General features: G+C 52.0%; 19 protein-coding genes. 12 read left to right on the top strand and 7 right to left on the bottom strand.

Annotated elements, in window-relative coordinates; genetic code table 11:
- Positions 1-24: 24 nt before the first annotated feature.
- A complete protein-coding gene (locus DHN43_RS18205) occupies positions 25-1,236 on the top strand; it encodes a mandelate racemase/muconate lactonizing enzyme family protein (RefSeq protein ID WP_108819559.1) in 1,212 nt (403 codons plus the stop codon).
- A 93-nt stretch (positions 1,237-1,329) separates the two neighbouring features.
- On the opposite strand, the gene DHN43_RS18200 is transcribed toward DHN43_RS18205, so the two are convergent.
- The 3 genes from DHN43_RS18200 to DHN43_RS18190 all read right to left on the bottom strand — a co-directional run bounded on the left by DHN43_RS18200 (position 1,330) and on the right by DHN43_RS18190 (position 2,822).
- A complete protein-coding gene (locus tag DHN43_RS18200; RefSeq protein ID WP_057461399.1) occupies positions 1,330-1,560 on the bottom strand; it encodes a tautomerase family protein in 231 nt (76 codons plus the stop codon).
- Positions 1,561-1,610: 50 nt separating this feature from the next.
- Entirely contained in the window at positions 1,611-2,150 is a 540-nt protein-coding gene (locus tag DHN43_RS18195) for a pyridoxamine 5'-phosphate oxidase family protein (RefSeq protein WP_108819558.1), read from the bottom strand.
- 207 nt (positions 2,151-2,357) lie between these two features.
- Positions 2,358-2,822 carry a DUF1348 family protein gene (locus tag DHN43_RS18190; RefSeq protein ID WP_063287541.1) on the bottom strand — a complete coding sequence of 155 codons (465 nt, stop codon included), beginning with the start codon at positions 2,820-2,822 and terminating at the stop codon, positions 2,358-2,360.
- A 209-nt stretch (positions 2,823-3,031) separates the two neighbouring features.
- Here DHN43_RS18190 and DHN43_RS18185 point away from each other — a divergent pair, with 209 nt between their 5' ends.
- Together DHN43_RS18185 and DHN43_RS18180 are read left to right on the top strand one after the other, a co-directional pair.
- Complete coding sequence (locus DHN43_RS18185) at positions 3,032-3,592, top strand: TetR family transcriptional regulator (RefSeq protein ID WP_108819557.1); 561 nt, start codon at positions 3,032-3,034, stop codon at positions 3,590-3,592.
- 220 nt (positions 3,593-3,812) lie between these two features.
- Complete coding sequence (locus DHN43_RS18180; protein WP_108819556.1) at positions 3,813-4,604, top strand: cyclase family protein; 792 nt, start codon at positions 3,813-3,815, stop codon at positions 4,602-4,604.
- A gap of 51 nt (positions 4,605-4,655) precedes the next feature.
- On the opposite strand, the gene DHN43_RS27450 is transcribed toward DHN43_RS18180, so the two are convergent.
- Positions 4,656-4,886, bottom strand: coding sequence for a VOC family protein (locus DHN43_RS27450; protein ID WP_244306823.1), 231 nt, complete (start codon positions 4,884-4,886; stop codon positions 4,656-4,658).
- 226 nt (positions 4,887-5,112) lie between these two features.
- A complete protein-coding gene (locus tag DHN43_RS18170) occupies positions 5,113-5,958 on the bottom strand; it encodes an alpha/beta fold hydrolase (RefSeq protein WP_108819555.1) in 846 nt (281 codons plus the stop codon).
- Positions 5,959-6,101: 143 nt separating this feature from the next.
- On the opposite strand from DHN43_RS18170, the gene DHN43_RS18165 reads away from it, so the two are divergent.
- From DHN43_RS18165 to DHN43_RS18155, 3 genes are all read left to right on the top strand, one after another.
- On the top strand, positions 6,102-6,416 hold the full coding sequence (locus DHN43_RS18165; RefSeq protein WP_108819554.1) for an ArsR/SmtB family transcription factor: 315 nt from the start codon (positions 6,102-6,104) through the stop codon (positions 6,414-6,416).
- Between the two features lie 133 nt (positions 6,417-6,549).
- Entirely contained in the window at positions 6,550-7,752 is a 1,203-nt protein-coding gene (locus DHN43_RS18160; protein ID WP_208995484.1) for an MFS transporter, read from the top strand.
- A 161-nt stretch (positions 7,753-7,913) separates the two neighbouring features.
- A complete protein-coding gene (locus DHN43_RS18155; protein WP_108819553.1) occupies positions 7,914-8,978 on the top strand; it encodes a YeiH family protein in 1,065 nt (354 codons plus the stop codon).
- On the opposite strand, the gene DHN43_RS18150 is transcribed toward DHN43_RS18155, so the two are convergent.
- Positions 8,962-9,408, bottom strand: coding sequence for a hypothetical protein (locus tag DHN43_RS18150; RefSeq protein ID WP_108819552.1), 447 nt, complete (start codon positions 9,406-9,408; stop codon positions 8,962-8,964). The two genes, DHN43_RS18155 and DHN43_RS18150, sit on opposite strands and share 17 nt — an antisense overlap.
- 260 nt (positions 9,409-9,668) lie before the next feature.
- On the opposite strand from DHN43_RS18150, the gene DHN43_RS18145 reads away from it, so the two are divergent.
- From DHN43_RS18145 to DHN43_RS18125, 6 genes are all read left to right on the top strand, one after another.
- Positions 9,669-10,778: an S-(hydroxymethyl)glutathione dehydrogenase/class III alcohol dehydrogenase gene (locus DHN43_RS18145; protein ID WP_108819551.1), complete on the top strand. Its 1,110-nt coding sequence runs from the start codon at positions 9,669-9,671 to the stop codon at positions 10,776-10,778.
- A 129-nt stretch (positions 10,779-10,907) separates the two neighbouring features.
- Positions 10,908-11,744, top strand: a complete 837-nt coding sequence (gene fghA, locus DHN43_RS18140) for an S-formylglutathione hydrolase (protein ID WP_108819550.1) — start codon at positions 10,908-10,910, stop codon at positions 11,742-11,744.
- Positions 11,745-11,860: 116 nt separating this feature from the next.
- Positions 11,861-12,151: an SCP2 sterol-binding domain-containing protein gene (locus DHN43_RS18135; protein ID WP_063301284.1), complete on the top strand. Its 291-nt coding sequence runs from the start codon at positions 11,861-11,863 to the stop codon at positions 12,149-12,151.
- A gap of 254 nt (positions 12,152-12,405) precedes the next feature.
- The gene (locus tag DHN43_RS18130; protein WP_108819549.1) at positions 12,406-13,260 is read left to right on the top strand and encodes a class I SAM-dependent DNA methyltransferase; all 855 of its coding nucleotides are present in this window, start codon (positions 12,406-12,408) and stop codon (positions 13,258-13,260) included.
- Between the two features lie 251 nt (positions 13,261-13,511).
- Positions 13,512-13,670 (top strand): hypothetical protein, encoded by a 159-nt coding sequence (locus DHN43_RS27090; RefSeq protein WP_159096924.1) that lies wholly within the window; start codon positions 13,512-13,514, stop codon positions 13,668-13,670.
- Positions 13,671-14,312: a LysE family translocator gene (locus DHN43_RS18125; RefSeq protein WP_063287552.1), complete on the top strand. Its 642-nt coding sequence runs from the start codon at positions 13,671-13,673 to the stop codon at positions 14,310-14,312.
- Positions 14,313-14,344: 32 nt separating this feature from the next.
- On the opposite strand, the gene DHN43_RS18120 is transcribed toward DHN43_RS18125, so the two are convergent.
- On the bottom strand, positions 14,345-15,379 hold the full coding sequence (locus DHN43_RS18120) for an agmatine deiminase family protein (protein WP_108819548.1): 1,035 nt from the start codon (positions 15,377-15,379) through the stop codon (positions 14,345-14,347).
- Between the last annotated feature and the right edge of the window lie 135 nt (positions 15,380-15,514).

The raw sequence follows: 15,514 nt of genomic DNA, 5'->3' as shown, positions 1-15,514 counted from the left end.
CAACTCCTTTCTCCGAGACACAACATGAAAATCACCGGTATTGAAACCATCAATCTCAAAGAATTTCGCAATGTAACCTGGGTGCGCGTGCATACGGATGCGGGCAGCTTTGGTCTGGGCGAGACCTTTTATGGCTCAGATGCGGTTTGCGGGTTCATCCACGAAACACTGGGTCAGGAACTGATTGGCCGTGATCCAACCCAGATTGATGCCATCTCCCGCCTGTTGCTCAACCCCATCTGCGGTTTCAACTCCACGGGAGCTGAAATGCGGGCCGCCTCCGCCATTGATATCGCGCTGTGGGACCTTGCGGGCAAGACACTTGGCGCACCCGTGCATCAGCTGCTGGGTGGCAGAAGCCGAGACAAGATCCGCGCTTATAACACCTGTGCAGGTTATGAGTATGTGAAGGACAAGCAGGTCAACACCACAGAAGACTGGAGCACGGACTCTGTCGCTCAAGGCCCCTATGAGGATCTGGAGGCTTTCCTCTCCGATGCCGGCACTTTGGCAAAGAGCCTGCTGGATATGGGCTTTCGCGGCATGAAGATCTGGCCGTTTGATCAGTTCGCAGTCAAAACCAACGGCACCTACATCTCGCCGGAAGATCTGGAGGCCGGTCTGCGCCCGTTCAAGCAAATTCGTGAGGCTGTTGGGGATGCCATGGACATCCATGTGGAGCTGCACAGCGTGTGGAACCTGCCCATGGCCGAAAAGATTGCTCGTGCGCTGAAGCCTTACAACGTGTTCTGGCTGGAAGACCCGATCAAGATGACCAACGTGGACGCACTGGCAGAATACGCCCGCCGCGCTGAGACTTGGGTCACCGCCAGCGAGAACCTTGCCACCCGCTGGTCTTTCCGCGAGCTGTTTGAAAAGCGGGCCACGGATGTCTGCATGCTGGATATCGGCTGGTGTGGTGGCCTGACAGAAGCCAAGAAGATCGCCACCATGGCAGAAACCTACGAGTTGCCCGTCGCGCCACACGACTGCACCGGGCCGGGGCTTTTGACCGCAGCTGTGCACCTGTCCATCAACCTGCCCAATGCGCTGGTTCAGGAGATGGTGCGGGCGTTTTACTTCGGTTGGTACAGCGAGTTGATGGAAGGCCTGCCAGTATTCGAAAATGGCTACCTGCTCGCCCCCACCGCACCGGGTTTGGGCATCGCGCTCTCCCCAAAGGTCTTTGAACGCAGCGACGCAACCATCCGGATGACGGGCTCAAAGAACAGTTAGATTGCGCATGGCATGACTGTGGGCGCCCGCTGGATATGAGCTCTATCCTGCGGGCTTTCACCCGTTGTGCTTGTTACACGATGGTCTGTGAGCTTACTCGTTGACTTCCTGAAGCGGTTTCTCACCCACTGCAATCTCAGGCATAGTATCTGTCAGCAGTTTTCCAGCCACTGCAATATTATCATATGAATGTTCCTCAAGATGAATCACGAGGTGGTCTCTGGCTAAACCTGTTGTGGTGCAAAATGCTTCGGTTAAAGCTGCAACACAGGCAGCTTTCTTTTCACGGCTAAGACGAGGGGAATAAACAACAATATGAGGCATGGCTTGTACTCCTTAAAATCAAGGCACTTTGAAGTATAAGGCAGCTGATTCTAAAGTGCTACAGAAGCACGCTTGGGAATATGTCTTGGGCAATCCCACTCAAGTGCTTTTGTTTTAATAGTAATAGCGCGCTCAGGATCAGCCTTATAGCTTTCAGGCATGAGATCCATGACAAACTCCCGGTCTTCCTCCAGGGAAGTTATCTGCGCCTCACCCCAGATTTTGAGCCTCTGTTGTGTTTCATAGTTCACCAGTATGAGAGACACGCGGGCGTTTTGAGAGATGTTTCCAGCACTGAGATATTGCCGGTTGCCGCGATTGTCGGCATACGCAAAATGCTGGTCATCCAGCACCCTCAGAAAACCTCTTGGCCCGCCTTTAAACTGCACATACGGCCAACCAGTCTGTGAGAGTGTTGAGAGGTAGAAGCCATCCATACGACTGATGAATGCGGCGTGGTCTGGCTCAATTTGATGGCCCGTCAACTCCTCCCCTTCCAGCAATGTAGCGTAGGCTTCTTTGGTGCCATAGCGGTCCTGAAAAGATTGAGCAGCAGGCGTAAAGGCAATCTGGGCAAAGGCTTTGGGCATGAAAACTCCCGAGATATCTGATGAATATCTCTGAATATGGGAGCTGGAACAGAAAATGCGACGGTCCTTTGGGTAGAAGGAGCCGTCGCATTGCTCTGGGGGGAGCGGGAGGAACTGGGATAGGTCCGCAGTGTTCTGAAAAGGCCAAGTCGATGGGGCCGTGCTTGGCACTCTAAGCGGATGGACGCATTCCTCCGGTGGAGCTCGTTATAAGTTCATTTCGGACAGACCTGGGTGGTGATCCGGGCGGCGGCCAAAGGGCCAGGCAAACAGGCGTTCGTTTTCGTTGATCTCCGTGTCGGTGATGCAGGTGATCCGTTTTTTCATCAAACCTTTGGTGTCAAATTCCCAGTTCTCGTTGCCGCAGGAGCGGAACCACTTGTTGTGTATGGTGCGCCATTCGCTGACAATGCGAATTGAGAAACGGTTTTGGTTATAACTCCAAAGCTCTTTGATGTGGCGATAGTGGAGCTGGGTTTTCCATTTGGCCGAAAGGAACCCCATAATCTGTGGCCGGCCTTCGATCGTCTGGTTCCGGTCATGCCACATGCAATCGCGAGACAGGTTTCGGATAACAATAGTCGGGCAGCGTGAATTCCACGCATCCTCCGCAGCTCTTACCTTTGCGAGTGCCGCATCTTCCGTCAGGGGGCGCATAGATAAGTTGAGCATATTGTTACCTCTTATTGTTTACTGATCGGTACAGTGCTGATTGCTAAGGTGTACCGATCTGTTCATTTGGTCAATTCACCAAATCGCGAGGTGTGTGATGCCCGTCACGAGACTTAGCAAAGCCCTTTGATTTTGCGGCTAAAATGAATTCCCTTGTTCGGCCATATTTTTTTCGTTATATGTACTGATCAGTAAACCCAGAGGTTGGTATGCGCAAAAATAAACGAGATGAACTCGTACAACAGGCGATGGAAACCTTCTACAGAAACGGATTTCACGCAACGGGCATGGATATGCTGGTGGCAGAATCCGGCATCTCCAAAACCTCCATGTACAAGCACTTCAAAAGCAAGGATGAACTGATCCTTGCTGCGCTGAAGCTGCGTGAGGAGCAGTTTCACAGCTGGTCTGCACAGCGGGTTGCTGAGTTGGCGAGCGAACCCAGAGATCAGTTGCTGGCGCTGTTTGATGTTCTGGATGAATGGTTCAAGGAAGACACCTTCAAGAGCTGCATGTTCATCAAAGCCAGCTCGGAATACCCGGAACCTGACCACCCCATTCACCAGCAAACCGTTGAGCAGCGAAATGCCATGTACGAGGGTGTGCTGACTCTGGTTGAAGCGGCTGCTCTGAAAAATCCGGAAGCGTTGGCGCGGCAACTGCTTATGCTGCAGGAAGGCGCGATCATTACCGCGCATTTTGGCAACAGCAAAGACCCGGCAGGCGAAGCCAAGATTGCGGCCAAGGCGTTGATTGACGCTGCTTCCTGACAGCTACGCCCCGCAAAATATAATCGCCTCCTCCCAGGATGCAAAAGACGGTTTGAGTACTTTGCGGTCCCATGCGCGTGGCTGCACATCTGCAAGACTTACTCTGCGGAAAATATTTGCGTATACATATGAATGTGTTTAGCGTGGTCCCTGAGAAATCTTACGGGACGGTTGGTTTCTCATATTAAAAACGTCCACTTTCTGGGAGGGAGAAAGAGGGATGCTGACCAAAAGCATATTGGAAGACCTTGGCACAAAACTGATTACTGGAGATGTGGAAGTGATTGATCTTTCTGGTCGATTAGGGCCAGAAACTCCCATTTTACAACTGCCACCTGACTTTGCCAAAAACACGCCGAAAGTGGAGATTCATAAGATCTGTGAGTATGATGCGGATGGTCCGTTCTTTGCGTGGAACTGGATGAAACTGGGTGAACACTCCGGCACACATTTTGATGCGCCGCATCACTGGATTACCGGAAAAGACTATGCAGATGGATATACCGACACCATCTCACCGCAGAATTTTGTAGCGCCTGTCAACGTGATTGATTGCTCCGCCGAGACTGCTGCAAACCCGGATTTCCTGCTGACGGCTGATCGTGTGAAGGAGTGGGAAGCTGAGCATGGATCGATCAATGCTGGTGAATGGGTTGTCATGCGCAGCGATTGGTATCATCGCAACACCGATGAAGCGAAGTTTCTCAATGTAGATGAGAATGGGCCGCACTCACCGGGGCCAACCGTTGATTGCATTGAGTATATCCTCTCCAAAGGTATTCTGGGTTGGGGCAACGAATGCATCGGCACGGATGCGGGATGTGCCGGAGGGATGGAGCCACCCTATCCTGCGCACAACTTGCTGCACGCTGCCAACCGCTACGGCCTCGCCAGCCTCGCTAATCTGGACAAGCTACCCCCAAAAGGCGCCATCCTGATCGCCGCTCCACTCAAGATCGCCGATGGAACCGGCAGTCCCATCCGTGCACTCGCACTGGTTTCTGCGAGCTAGCGAAATACTTTGAAACGCGCTGATCGGCAGTGGTTTGAAGGCTGCTGCCGGTCAGTTTGCATCTTGAGAAAAAGGTTGTTCCAGCTCGAGAATATTGCCCTCGGGGTCTCGCAGGTAGATGATCAGGTGTGGTTTGTCGGGTGTGCCGAAATCTGTAATCTCGCCCAACTGGTTCCCACCAGCTGCGATGGTTTCAGCGCGAGTTGAGTGGATGTCTGGCACCTGAAACGAAAGATGACCGAAGCCGGGTTCGTTTACTTGTGGTGAGTCCCGATCCAGCATGACCTTATGCTGATGAAGTTCCAGAAAAGGCGTGTCACACTCTGGAAACTTCAGCCATATCGAGAGAATTTCGGAGTTTGGCAACCCGGTGCCGCAGGAGACTTACTTCCCAGATAACACCTTTGGGGGCCGCAGGTACGCGCAGTTGAAGACCCGTTGGTAAAATGCGGCAAGTGCCTTTGCGTCTTTTGTGACAAGGTTGATGTGCGTCAGTTTCATATCGCAGTTACCGTAGTTGTTCCACCATGCGTGTGATGGCCTCGATCACATAGCGCGGCTTGTCTTTCATCACGTTATGTCCGCTGCCTTTGGCGAACTGGCTGCTGCGGTTTGGGGAGGTGGCGACGAAATCAGCGTGAGCCTTGCGCATTTGGCTGACGATCTTCTCATCCTGCACCCATGACGTGTCAGCGAGGATGTCGATGATAGGCAGATGCTCAGGAATGCTCACCGTGCGCATGCGTTTCGCTGTGGCGGGATAGGCTTTCACCACCGGAATGATTGCTTTTGCCAGTTCCGGTGCTGCTTTTTCGAGTGCCTCGAAGCGTGGTGTGTACTCTGCAAGAACGTAATCGACCAGCTGCGGGCTCATATCCGCCGGGATGCCTGCATCTACAAAAACAAGGCCTGTCACCTGCACCATATTCTCGGCCAGGAGGCTTGCAATATAGCCGCCATAGGAGTGGGCAACGAGGATTACAGGGCCGCTTACACCGTGTGCCGTCAATGCTGCTTGCAAATCTTCAGCTTCGCCTTCAACGGTGTACGGCCCTTCCCATAACGGGCTATTGCCTAAACCGGCGCGGTCATAGACCACGGTTTGAACACCCACCTTGCGCAAATGTGGTTCAATGCCTTTCCAAACCGAAGCATCATTTCCATTCCCACTGATGAAGATGATGGAGGGGCTACCCTCCCCTTTAGCTTCCAGCCATAACGGAGCCGACAAAGCTGCGGTTGAGAAGAGAACCGCGAGGAAAGCGCAGCAGATGTAAGAGAGTATCTGGCGGAGTATCAGCACAACAGCAACTTTCTTGAAACTAAAAATCTTAGAGCAATACGCCAATAACATCGCATTTTCCGGGTTGTTTCAATGGTGTTGTGAAAGCTTGAGATGAGGAGAGTGTATGTCCCTCTCCAACGCGGATCCTTGAATATAGTTGATAAGCTATATTGTAATGTTGCTATATAGCTTACTGCCTATATGTTATTTACATGAGCTTGATTGAAATCCTTAAAACTCTCGCCAATGAGAACAGGTTGACCATTCTGGAGTGGCTTCAGGACCCTGAGGCGCATTTTCCGCCGCAGAAGCATGGCGATCTGATTGAGCATGGGGTTTGTTTGGGAGCAATCGCTCGAAAACTCGACATTTCTCAGCCCACAGCAACCAACCATATGAAGGTGCTGGTAAATGCCGGTCTGGTGACGCTCACACGCAACAGCAACTGGGTGTATTTCCGCGTAAACAAGGAGACTGTTTCTCTCTTTCTGGATGATCTTCAAACCAAGATCGCCCCACAAAAATAACTCGCCGACGCAACCTGCAAGCTGATCCTCCTAGGCTGATGGCCTTCTCCCACCTCCCCTGATCTTCAGCGGATTGCTCTTGTGCCGCGAGCCCTACTATTCGTTCCTCATCCAATTATGACTGGAATACAGAGTGAAAAGCTCCGTTTTTGTGTTCTTTGGCTCCATGTTTGGTTCTCGTTTAGGAGACCAACTGCTGCTTTTCGTCGTTCCTCTTGTTGTCTTCCAAACCACTGGCAGTGTGTCGCTTTCCGGCCTTGCTTTTGCGGCTGAAACGCTGCCGCGCATTCTTTGCTTTCCCGTCTGCGGAATTCTGGCGGACCGTTTTTCTCCCGTCACATTGATCCGCATTTCTCAGGCAGGCCGCTCACTGGTCTGTGCCCTTGGTCTCCTTGGCCAATATTTTATGCCTCACGTGGGTTGGATTGTTGCCATTGCGGCCCTCTCAGGCGTGCTTACCACGCAAGGGTTTATGGCTCGCGAAGTGATGCTGCCGCAAATCTTCAAAGACGTGACCTTCACCAAAGTGCAGTCCTACGCGCAAAGTGTTGACCAGATTTGTATCGTGTTGGGGCCGGTTATTGCCGCGGCTCTGTTCAACGTGTTCGGCTGGGAAATTGTTGTGGTGATGTCAGGTGCACTGTTTGTTAGTGCCGATGCGCTCATCTCCATCTGGCGCCGTCTCAGTGACGTGGAGTTGAAAGAGGCCAAGCCGCTGGATGGGCATTGGACCAAGCCATTCCGCATTGCGCTCAACCATCTGTTTTACCTGCCGGGATTGAAGCGCATTGTGGCGCTCACTGCGCTAGTTAATCTGGTCTTCGGTGTCACACTGGCAACCTCCGCCAGTATGGTCACTGGTCTTTATGAGCAGTCCGAGGAGTTCTACGCGCTGCTGCAATCCGTTGGGGCGATTGTCACCTTTGCGGTTTTGCTGGTTACAGGTGCGAGCCGCCTGAAGCTGACCCACATCGGCATCATCTCATACAGCGGGTTGGTTGTTGGCGGTGTGATCACCGGGTTCACGAGTAACTACTGGATTTACCTGTTGGGGTATTGTGTGATCCTTGGCTTTGACAGCATGTTCAACGTCTACATCCGCAGTGCACGGCAGAAGATCATTCCGCCGGAAGATTATGGTAAGACGGTTGGTGTGATCATCCTGTTCAACAGCTTCACTCTGCCGCTTTCCGGCTTGTTCGTTGGTTTCGTCACATCGGTTGAATACACCGGATGGCTGGTGCTTGCCCTCACTGCGTTCATTGCGTGTGCGGGACTGGCACTCAGCCTTGTTGGCGACTCTGTGCAGCAAGCAAAGGTTAGCGAAACACAATAGGCTCCCGCCAAACAGTCAGGCCACGCCCCCTGAATTGCCATGGGGTGTGGCGGTTTCTTTGGCTGGCGTAACCACTTCACCATGCAGCATCCTTATGGTGTCTGAAGTGCTTCTTAACTGAGGCACTGGGGGATCAAAGGCACATGCAAGGGTGAGATTTTATGCCAGCCGACTCCAGCCTGCCAGATCAACCGGAAAGCTCTGGCCCGTTCTTCTCCAAGTGGATGAAAGAGGGCCGTGAGATCATTCCCGGCCTTATCATTGCAACGGTGATCGCCATTGCTGCGCGTTATATCTCCGAGCATCAGGGCGGGCCGGTGATGCTTTACGCCCTGCTCATTGGTATGGCTGTGCATTCTATTTATGAGGATGGAAACTGTCAGGCAGGCCTGAGTTTTGCGGCTAAAAAGGTGCTGCGACTGGGCGTGATCCTACTTGGCCTGCGCGTCTCCTTTGCACAGATCCTTGCGCTCGGTTGGCAAACGCTGGCTCTGGTGATTCTCTCGGTGCTGGCCATGCTGTTTGTTGGCCTTGTAGTGGCTCGCTTACTCGGACGCTCCGCCAGTTTTGGATTGCTGACGGGAGGCGCTGTTGGCATTTGCGGAGCATCCGCAGCGCTGGCGATTTCCTCCGTATTGCCAAACTCCAAGGAAAACGAGCAAAACACGCTGTTCACGGTCATTGCCGTAACAGCCCTCTCAACCCTCGCGATGATCCTTTACCCCAGTATCGGACAGATGTTCGGCCTTACCGATGTGCAGCTCGGCATCTTCTTTGGCGCGACCATTCATGATGTTGCGCAGGTGGTGGGTGCTGGGTTTGCGGTGTCAGACAGCGCAGGTGAAATCGGCACTGTGGTCAAGCTGATGCGAGTGATGATGTTGCTTCCGGTGATTTTCATCATCTCAGTGTGGTCCGCCAAGTGGTTGCACACCAAAAGCAACGCCACAACGACGGCTCTGGAAGCCAAAGCCCCCGTTCCTTACTTCGCCTTCGGGTTTGCAGCACTGGTCGTGGTGAACTCACTGGGCTGGATACCTGAGACACCGCGCCTGATCCTCGTTGATGCCTCCACATGGTGCCTCGTCATTGCGATCTCGGCACTTGGAGTCATGACCACCCTGAAAACCCTCGTCAGCCTCGGCCATCAACACCTGTTTGTTATCGTAGCGGAAACACTACTGCTGCTTGGCGGTATCGTTCTGGCGATCAAGTATCTGCTTTAGAGCGTTTTGGAATGCGCTGCCAATAGACGAACGCGTAACCTATTGTGCAGGCAATACCCATGAAGATGAGGAAACCTTCGAGGATTGTAACTGACGGCGTTGCGATGACGAGCATGAGCAAAATGGCTGTGCTCGTGCCAGCCAAATAGCTGATTAGGGTGGCGCCAACGGGGAGTCTGAGCCGTGTTCTTCTGAGAATAAGATGAAAGACAATGGCAGCCGGTAGAGCGGGCCCTGCAATGAAAGGGATGATCGTTGTGAGCGGGATCCTGTCTTGCAGAATATACAAGATCACAAAGCCGACAGGAGGAAAAATAGCAAGCAGGTAGAAGGTGAGACAAGCCGTGATGCCTGCGAGCGTCAGCGCAAAAAGATAAACCGGATACCCGCGCGAAAACTCGAGAATCTTGCTCTTTGTCATGCCACTCATATTTTTCTCCTGAAGACAACAAAGCAATGATTGAATAGCGCAATGACGTCCACTCTGTGCACTCAAATATGTTGTTTGTTACTAACTTTAGTCTCTACGCAAAACTCCTGAATTCGCTGATGCAATTCGTGGTTCTGCGCGTTATAAGTTACTGGTGCAAGTTTAGGGGTGACACGCGGGAGGTGTGCGCCGCTCTAATCAATTTTGGGGAGGTCCCGCCACATCCGGCGGGTCTATAACAAGACGTATAGGTTCACAATATGGATACACGCGCCGCTGTTGCTTATAAAGCCGGAGCCCCTCTTTCCATCGAGACAGTTCAGCTGGACGGCCCGAAGCCTTTTGAGGTTCTGGTTGAAATCATGGCAACAGGTATCTGTCATACAGACGCCTTCACCTTGTCCGGTGATGATCCGGAAGGTCTGTTCCCAGCCATTTTAGGCCACGAAGGCGCAGGCATTGTGCGCGAAGTGGGCAAAGGCGTTACCTCGTTGAAGCCGGGTGATCACGTGATCCCGCTTTATACGCCGGAATGCCGTGAGTGTGAGTACTGCCTCAACCCGAAGACCAACCTGTGTCAGTCCATCCGCTCCACACAGGGTGCAGGCGTCATGCCAGACGGGTCCAGCCGCTTCTCCATCAATGGTGAGAAGATTCACCACTACATGGGCACCAGCACCTTCTCCAACTTCACTGTTCTGCCTGAAATTTCTCTGGCGAAGATCCGCAAGGACGCGCCGTTTGATAAGGTTTGCTACATTGGTTGTGGTGTAACCACTGGCGTTGGCGCGGTGATCAACACAGCAAAGGCTGAGCCGGGGTGTAAGGCGATTGTGTTCGGTCTTGGCGGTATTGGTCTTAACGTTGTGCAGGGCCTGCGTCTGATCGGTGCTGACCAGATTGTTGGTGTTGACCTCAACCCAGCCAAAAAGGCGCTTGCGGAACAGTATGGCATGACTGACTTCGTCAACCCGAAGGAAGTTGAAGGCGATCTGGTTCCTTACCTTGTTGACCTGACAGGCGGCGGTGCGGACTACACCTTTGAGTGTATTGGCCACCCAACCACCATGCGTCAGGCACTTGAGTGCTCTCACAAAGGCTGGGGCGAAAGCATCATTATCGGTGTTGCTGGTGCTGGTCAGGAAATCTCCACCCGTCCATTCCAGTTGGTGACAGGTCGTTCCTGGAGAGGCACTGCCTTCGGCGGCGCGCGTGGTCGTACGGATGTGCCGAAGATCGTGGACTGGTACATGGATGGCAAGATCGACATTGACCACATGATCACCCACACCATGCCACTGGATGAGATCAACACTGCGTTTGATCTGATGCATGAAGGCAAGTCCATCCGTTCGGTTGTGACGTTTTAAGCCATACTCTGGGTTTTCGTATTGATAAGGTCTAAGCGGACTTCTGTTCTGCTTAGGCCTTCATTTTAATGCGTATTCTTATCTGAAAACCGGAACCGTTTTTCGGGAATGCGCTGTAAGAGAGCTATTATGATTGAGCTGATCCAAAGCTGGCGCTGTTTTGATGGCGAGCAGCGTGTTTATCGCCATGACAGCAAGTCCACTGGCACCCCGATGGAATTTGCGGTGTTTCTGCCGCGCCGTGCCCTGAATGGCGAAGAATGTCCAACTCTGATGTTCCTCTCCGGTCTCACCTGCACCTGGGAAAACATGGTCTCCAAAGCAGGCAGCCAGCGTGCAGCCGCAGAGATGGGCATGATCATCGTTGCACCGGATACATCTCCGCGTGGCGACGATGTGGCGGATGATGATGGCTGGGACATGGGCAAAAGCGCCGGCTTCTACCTGAACGCCACACAGGAGCCGTGGGCCAAGCACTACCGCATGGAAGAGTACATCACGCAGGAACTGCCGGAGATTTTGGAAGAACACTTCCCTATCGACCTGAGCGCTCTGGGCCTGACTGGTCATTCCATGGGTGGTCATGGGGCATTGACCCTCGCGCTGAAAAATCCGGGCCTGTTCAAAAGTGTGTCCGCGTTTGCACCGATTGTGAACCCAATTAATTGCCCATGGGGTGAGAAGGCCTTCTCTGGTTACCTCGGTGAAGACCGTTCCACCTGGGCAAATTATGATGCCTGTGAACTGGTCAAGTCCCGCGGCTGGAAAGGCCGTATCCTGATCGATCAGGGGTCTGCTGATAGCTTCCTGGAAGAGCAGCTGAAACCTTGGGTCTTTGAGAAGGTTTGCCGCGATGAAGGCGTTGATCTGACCCTGCGCATGCATGGTGGCTACGATCACAGCTACTATTGCATTGCGTCCTTTATGCAGGACCATATTGCTTGGCACTATGACGAATTGGTTTAGGCGTTAACCTATACTAGACCATTGAGGCGCTTGTAGTTTGCGGGCAATAGAGTTAGGTAGCTGCAATAATTTGGAGGGTCCTGCCCTCCCTAAACAGAAAATAGCCAGAGGAACAGATGTCCGAATTCATCCAGAAGATCGTATCCGGAATCAACGGCAAGCTTGATGGCGTCGATATGTCAAAGTCGATCGCGCTCAACATCAAGGATGAGGGCTTCATCATTGTCGACGAGAACGGCGCGCGCGCAGAAGAAGCAGAGGCTGATTGCACAATCTCTTGCTCTGCGAAGACCTTCAAAGGCTTGGTGGATGGTTCCGTCAACCCTATGACAGCTGTGATGATGGGTAAAATCAAGATCGGCGGCGACAAGATGGTTGCCATGAGCCTTGGCAAAATCCTCGGCTAAGCAAATATAGCGTCAGTCCGCGTTGCCGTGGACTGACGCCTTTAATTCCCTCCTCCTCATGGCTCATAGAGCCTCTTCAAATTCCATTTTAAAATTGCGATATCGCCACGTTTCCTTGAGAGATCAAAAGCATGGAATAGTGGCAGCCAATCACGCACTGATTACAGTTTTCGAAAGATCAACTGGACTGTGCGGATAGGTAATTAAGTGTTTTATGGCTCACTTCGCTCTAATAAAACCAGAGAGCTGTAGTCATGAAAAATGGTATTGACGACGAAAATCAGTTTGATCCGGTTGCAGATATTCTTTCCAGTTTTTTTGAGCTGAACAACGCTTTGGACTTGGAAGCTGCAGGCAAGTATGATGAAGCAGCAGAGGCTTTTGAGCACATTCTGCGCAATGATCCAGATGATAGTGTTGGTGCTTCACTTCATTTGGCAGCTATTGGCAAAGGCAATGTACCCAGCTGCATGCCCGAGGCACATGTACTGATGCTGTTTGGCCAAATGTCTGAGACCTATGACAAAAGGCTGCTGGACGGCCTGAAGTACGCCCTCCCCGAAAAAGTTAAGGAGAGAATGGCTGCGCTTGAGGTTGGGCCTTTCAAGCGAATGCTGGACCTTGGTTGTGGAACAGGACTTTGCTGTGAGGTGCTCAAGGATCAGGTCACTCACAAAATCGGTTTAGACCTTTCTGCAGAGATGCTTGAGAAAGCAAGAGAGAAAGAGATTTATGATGTCTTGCATGAAGGCGAGATCACTCAGTTTCTGAAGCAAAGCCGCCATGAGCCCTGGGACCTTGTGATCTCGACAGATGTCATTCCATATAATGGGACTTTGGATGAGATGTTTTTAAATATCGCCCGAAACATGGCTCCCGGTGGTATTTTCCTCTTTTCAACGGAGACCCAGCCGGAAGAGGCGTTTGGCGGCCAGCCTTATCTCATGGGAAAATATTGTCGCTATGCCCACTCGCAGGATTACCTTCAGAACCTGCTGAAGCAGAACAATCTCGAACTCCTTGATCGCACTGAAATGGTCCTACGTTTGGAACAAGGACATCCAATCGCCGGTCAGCTGGTGATTGCAAAGAAAAAAGAACCGGAATAGCCGCGAAAACTCTTTAGCGTGAACAGTAGTGCAGAAACAAAAGAGTATTATTCGGGCAAGAGTAGATAAGGATAATCTAAGCCTCCCTTCCGCTGTTCTATGAAGGCTTGAAAAAAGACCGTCTCCAAGCCATGCTCGACGCAGGAGACGTGGATGCTGCTCAGATTTCGACATTACAAGATTTAGTCGATGAAGCCCTGATTATTGAGGGTGAACATGAGTAGTGTCTTTCCATTTTGGGGGACGTGTTCATGGGCCATATTGTCAGGCTCCTGAAAAAGGGAGAAGGCCAGAAAGTTATTGATGACTACATCCATGAAGGTTTTAAAATTGGAAAGGCGATTCAAACAGGTATGATCAGTCACGACAACACCGCGAGCAATCGCCAGAATGTTATTGAAAGAATTTAAATGAGTGCAGACCAACTCATCTTGTATTGCATAGCTATTTTCTCTGTGTCGATCATCCCCGGTCCCAGCATGGCGCTTGCATTTGCTGAGGGCGCCCGGGGGGGCGTGAACGGTGTTGTTCCGCCCGCACTGGGGAATGTCACCGCCTCTTTAGGGCAAGCCCTGATTGCCTTTTTTGCCTTCCGCTCCGTGGTGTCGCTGGAGCCTCGGGTTCTGCTCACAGTGCAGGCGGTTGGAGCGCTGTATATCGCCTATATCGGCTACATCTTTATCCGCCACGGCAGCAGTTTTCGGTTGGATACTGCAGGACCGGAAAAACAGCTTTCCAAAGCGACAGAGGGATTTCAGACAGGTTTTCTGATTGCCTTCTTCAACCCAAAAGCGATCCTGTTTTTTGTGGCTTTGTTTCCGCAGTTCGTTAACAGCGAAATTGTAGCAAGCGTTGGGGCGTTGAGCTCTGTTTTTCTGCCCATTGGGCTGATCGCTCTGATCTGCTTTTTAGCCTACGGCTTTCTGGGGCAGATCTCGCTTCAGGTCTTTGATGAAAGCAAGGTGTTCAACTGGATCGTGCCGGGCTTGGGTGGTTTTTTGCTGCTAACAGCGACACTGGGCCTTCTGGATGCAATCAACCAGATTTTCTGAGTGCAGCAGAGCAGTGACCCGTGTTGGCTGACCTAATCTTTCAGAATTGCCTGCGCTGCTTTGCCTTTCAGCTGAAGGGTGAGGCAACGCACTGAGCCGCCCAGCTTACACACTTTGTTGGCTGGTACCGGAATAACCGTCTTGCTGGTGTTGGCTTGGATGGTCTCTAGCACATCATCGCTGTTCTGGTCGCCAAAATGCGGCATGTAGATGAATTGGCTGGTCATCGTCGCGTTGACGTTGACCCCGCAGGCGCTGGACAGATCGTCTTCATCCCACATAGCGTCCACTTCAACAATCTTGATGCCAGGAAAAGATGCCTCCAGTTCCTCGGTGATCTCGGTCCTCATGGGGGCGTCATAGCGGTTGAGGATGATGGTGTTGTCTTCCGCAAACATCACCATGCCATCGCTGTGAGCCATCACCTCTTCATCGGGAGGCAAGATTGCAACTTCCTTAGCGTTCAGCAGCTCCTTCAAAACTGCCTTACCGTCTTCATAGGACAGGTCATTGTCTTCCAGAAAGCGCGTTGTGGTGATCACCCGGCCTGCGTGGTTATCAACGATATTACCGCCATCCAACAGGTAGTCGGTTTGAGCAAACGTCAGCCCCTTCGCATTGGCAAAGGCATTGAAGCCGCCCTGCATTTCATCTGCGACCGCCTGATCACCTTCAAAGGTGACAGGAGTATAACGGAACTGAACCGGTTTGTCTGGGTTGATGACGGTGTAATCCCGCGCCCAAATGTGCGGGAGATAGTCATTGATAAGAACTTCGTCCGGCACCTTGCCTTTGAAGTAAGACCGAGTCTGTGCATCTACAACGATCCGCACCTCGTCGTTGCCATAAACAGCATTTGCGTAGGCGATGTCGAAATCCACGATATCCTGAAACAGCGCTGCATACTCGGGATCATCGTAGGTATCAGCAATTGATGGCGCAGCAATGAGAATCAGGTCCTGATCAGACGCTAAGGCCGCAGTGAAATGACCGCTCGTCAGTAATAAGCCCACGCTCGCAAGCAACATACAGGCTATAAGCTGGAGTTTTGATTTGAGGTTTTTCATGTGTTCTCCAGCTGGTCTATCAGTGCCTCACTTGTAAAAACAGGCGAGTGAACGGGCGATGATCATTTCGTTTGAATGTAAAAGGCCCTGCATCACCAATGGAATGCAGGGCCTCTTCAAGTCATTTCGCTCCTA

This window comes from Pseudovibrio sp. Alg231-02 (assembly GCF_900143565.1).
In the GTDB taxonomy this organism is placed as follows: domain Bacteria; phylum Pseudomonadota; class Alphaproteobacteria; order Rhizobiales; family Stappiaceae; genus Pseudovibrio.
The sequence above is the reverse complement of the archived record's forward strand: the minus strand, read 5'-3'. Positions and strand labels throughout refer to the sequence as shown.

Bases quoted from the DNA above. Each gene is read 5' to 3' on its own strand.
- DHN43_RS18205 (WP_108819559.1), top strand. From the start codon at position 25: ATGAAAATCACCGGTATTGAAACCATCAATCTCAAAGAATTTCGCAAT.
- DHN43_RS18200 (WP_057461399.1), bottom strand. From the start codon at position 1,560: ATGCCTCATATTGTTGTTTATTCCCCTCGTCTTAGCCGTGAAAAGAAA.
- DHN43_RS18195 (WP_108819558.1), bottom strand. From the start codon at position 2,150: ATGCCCAAAGCCTTTGCCCAGATTGCCTTTACGCCTGCTGCTCAATCT.
- DHN43_RS18190 (WP_063287541.1), bottom strand. From the start codon at position 2,822: ATGCTCAACTTATCTATGCGCCCCCTGACGGAAGATGCGGCACTCGCA.
- DHN43_RS18185 (WP_108819557.1), top strand. From the start codon at position 3,032: ATGCGCAAAAATAAACGAGATGAACTCGTACAACAGGCGATGGAAACC.
- DHN43_RS18180 (WP_108819556.1), top strand. From the start codon at position 3,813: ATGCTGACCAAAAGCATATTGGAAGACCTTGGCACAAAACTGATTACT.
- DHN43_RS27450 (WP_244306823.1), bottom strand. From the start codon at position 4,886: ATGCTGGATCGGGACTCACCACAAGTAAACGAACCCGGCTTCGGTCAT.
- DHN43_RS18170 (WP_108819555.1), bottom strand. From the start codon at position 5,958: ATGTTATTGGCGTATTGCTCTAAGATTTTTAGTTTCAAGAAAGTTGCT.
- DHN43_RS18165 (WP_108819554.1), top strand. From the start codon at position 6,102: ATGAGCTTGATTGAAATCCTTAAAACTCTCGCCAATGAGAACAGGTTG.
- DHN43_RS18155 (WP_108819553.1), top strand. From the start codon at position 7,914: ATGCCAGCCGACTCCAGCCTGCCAGATCAACCGGAAAGCTCTGGCCCG.
- DHN43_RS18150 (WP_108819552.1), bottom strand. From the start codon at position 9,408: ATGAGTGGCATGACAAAGAGCAAGATTCTCGAGTTTTCGCGCGGGTAT.
- DHN43_RS18145 (WP_108819551.1), top strand. From the start codon at position 9,669: ATGGATACACGCGCCGCTGTTGCTTATAAAGCCGGAGCCCCTCTTTCC.
- fghA (WP_108819550.1), top strand. From the start codon at position 10,908: ATGATTGAGCTGATCCAAAGCTGGCGCTGTTTTGATGGCGAGCAGCGT.
- DHN43_RS18135 (WP_063301284.1), top strand. From the start codon at position 11,861: ATGTCCGAATTCATCCAGAAGATCGTATCCGGAATCAACGGCAAGCTT.
- DHN43_RS18130 (WP_108819549.1), top strand. From the start codon at position 12,406: ATGAAAAATGGTATTGACGACGAAAATCAGTTTGATCCGGTTGCAGAT.
- DHN43_RS27090 (WP_159096924.1), top strand. From the start codon at position 13,512: ATGGGCCATATTGTCAGGCTCCTGAAAAAGGGAGAAGGCCAGAAAGTT.
- DHN43_RS18125 (WP_063287552.1), top strand. From the start codon at position 13,671: ATGAGTGCAGACCAACTCATCTTGTATTGCATAGCTATTTTCTCTGTG.
- DHN43_RS18120 (WP_108819548.1), bottom strand. From the start codon at position 15,379: ATGAAAAACCTCAAATCAAAACTCCAGCTTATAGCCTGTATGTTGCTT.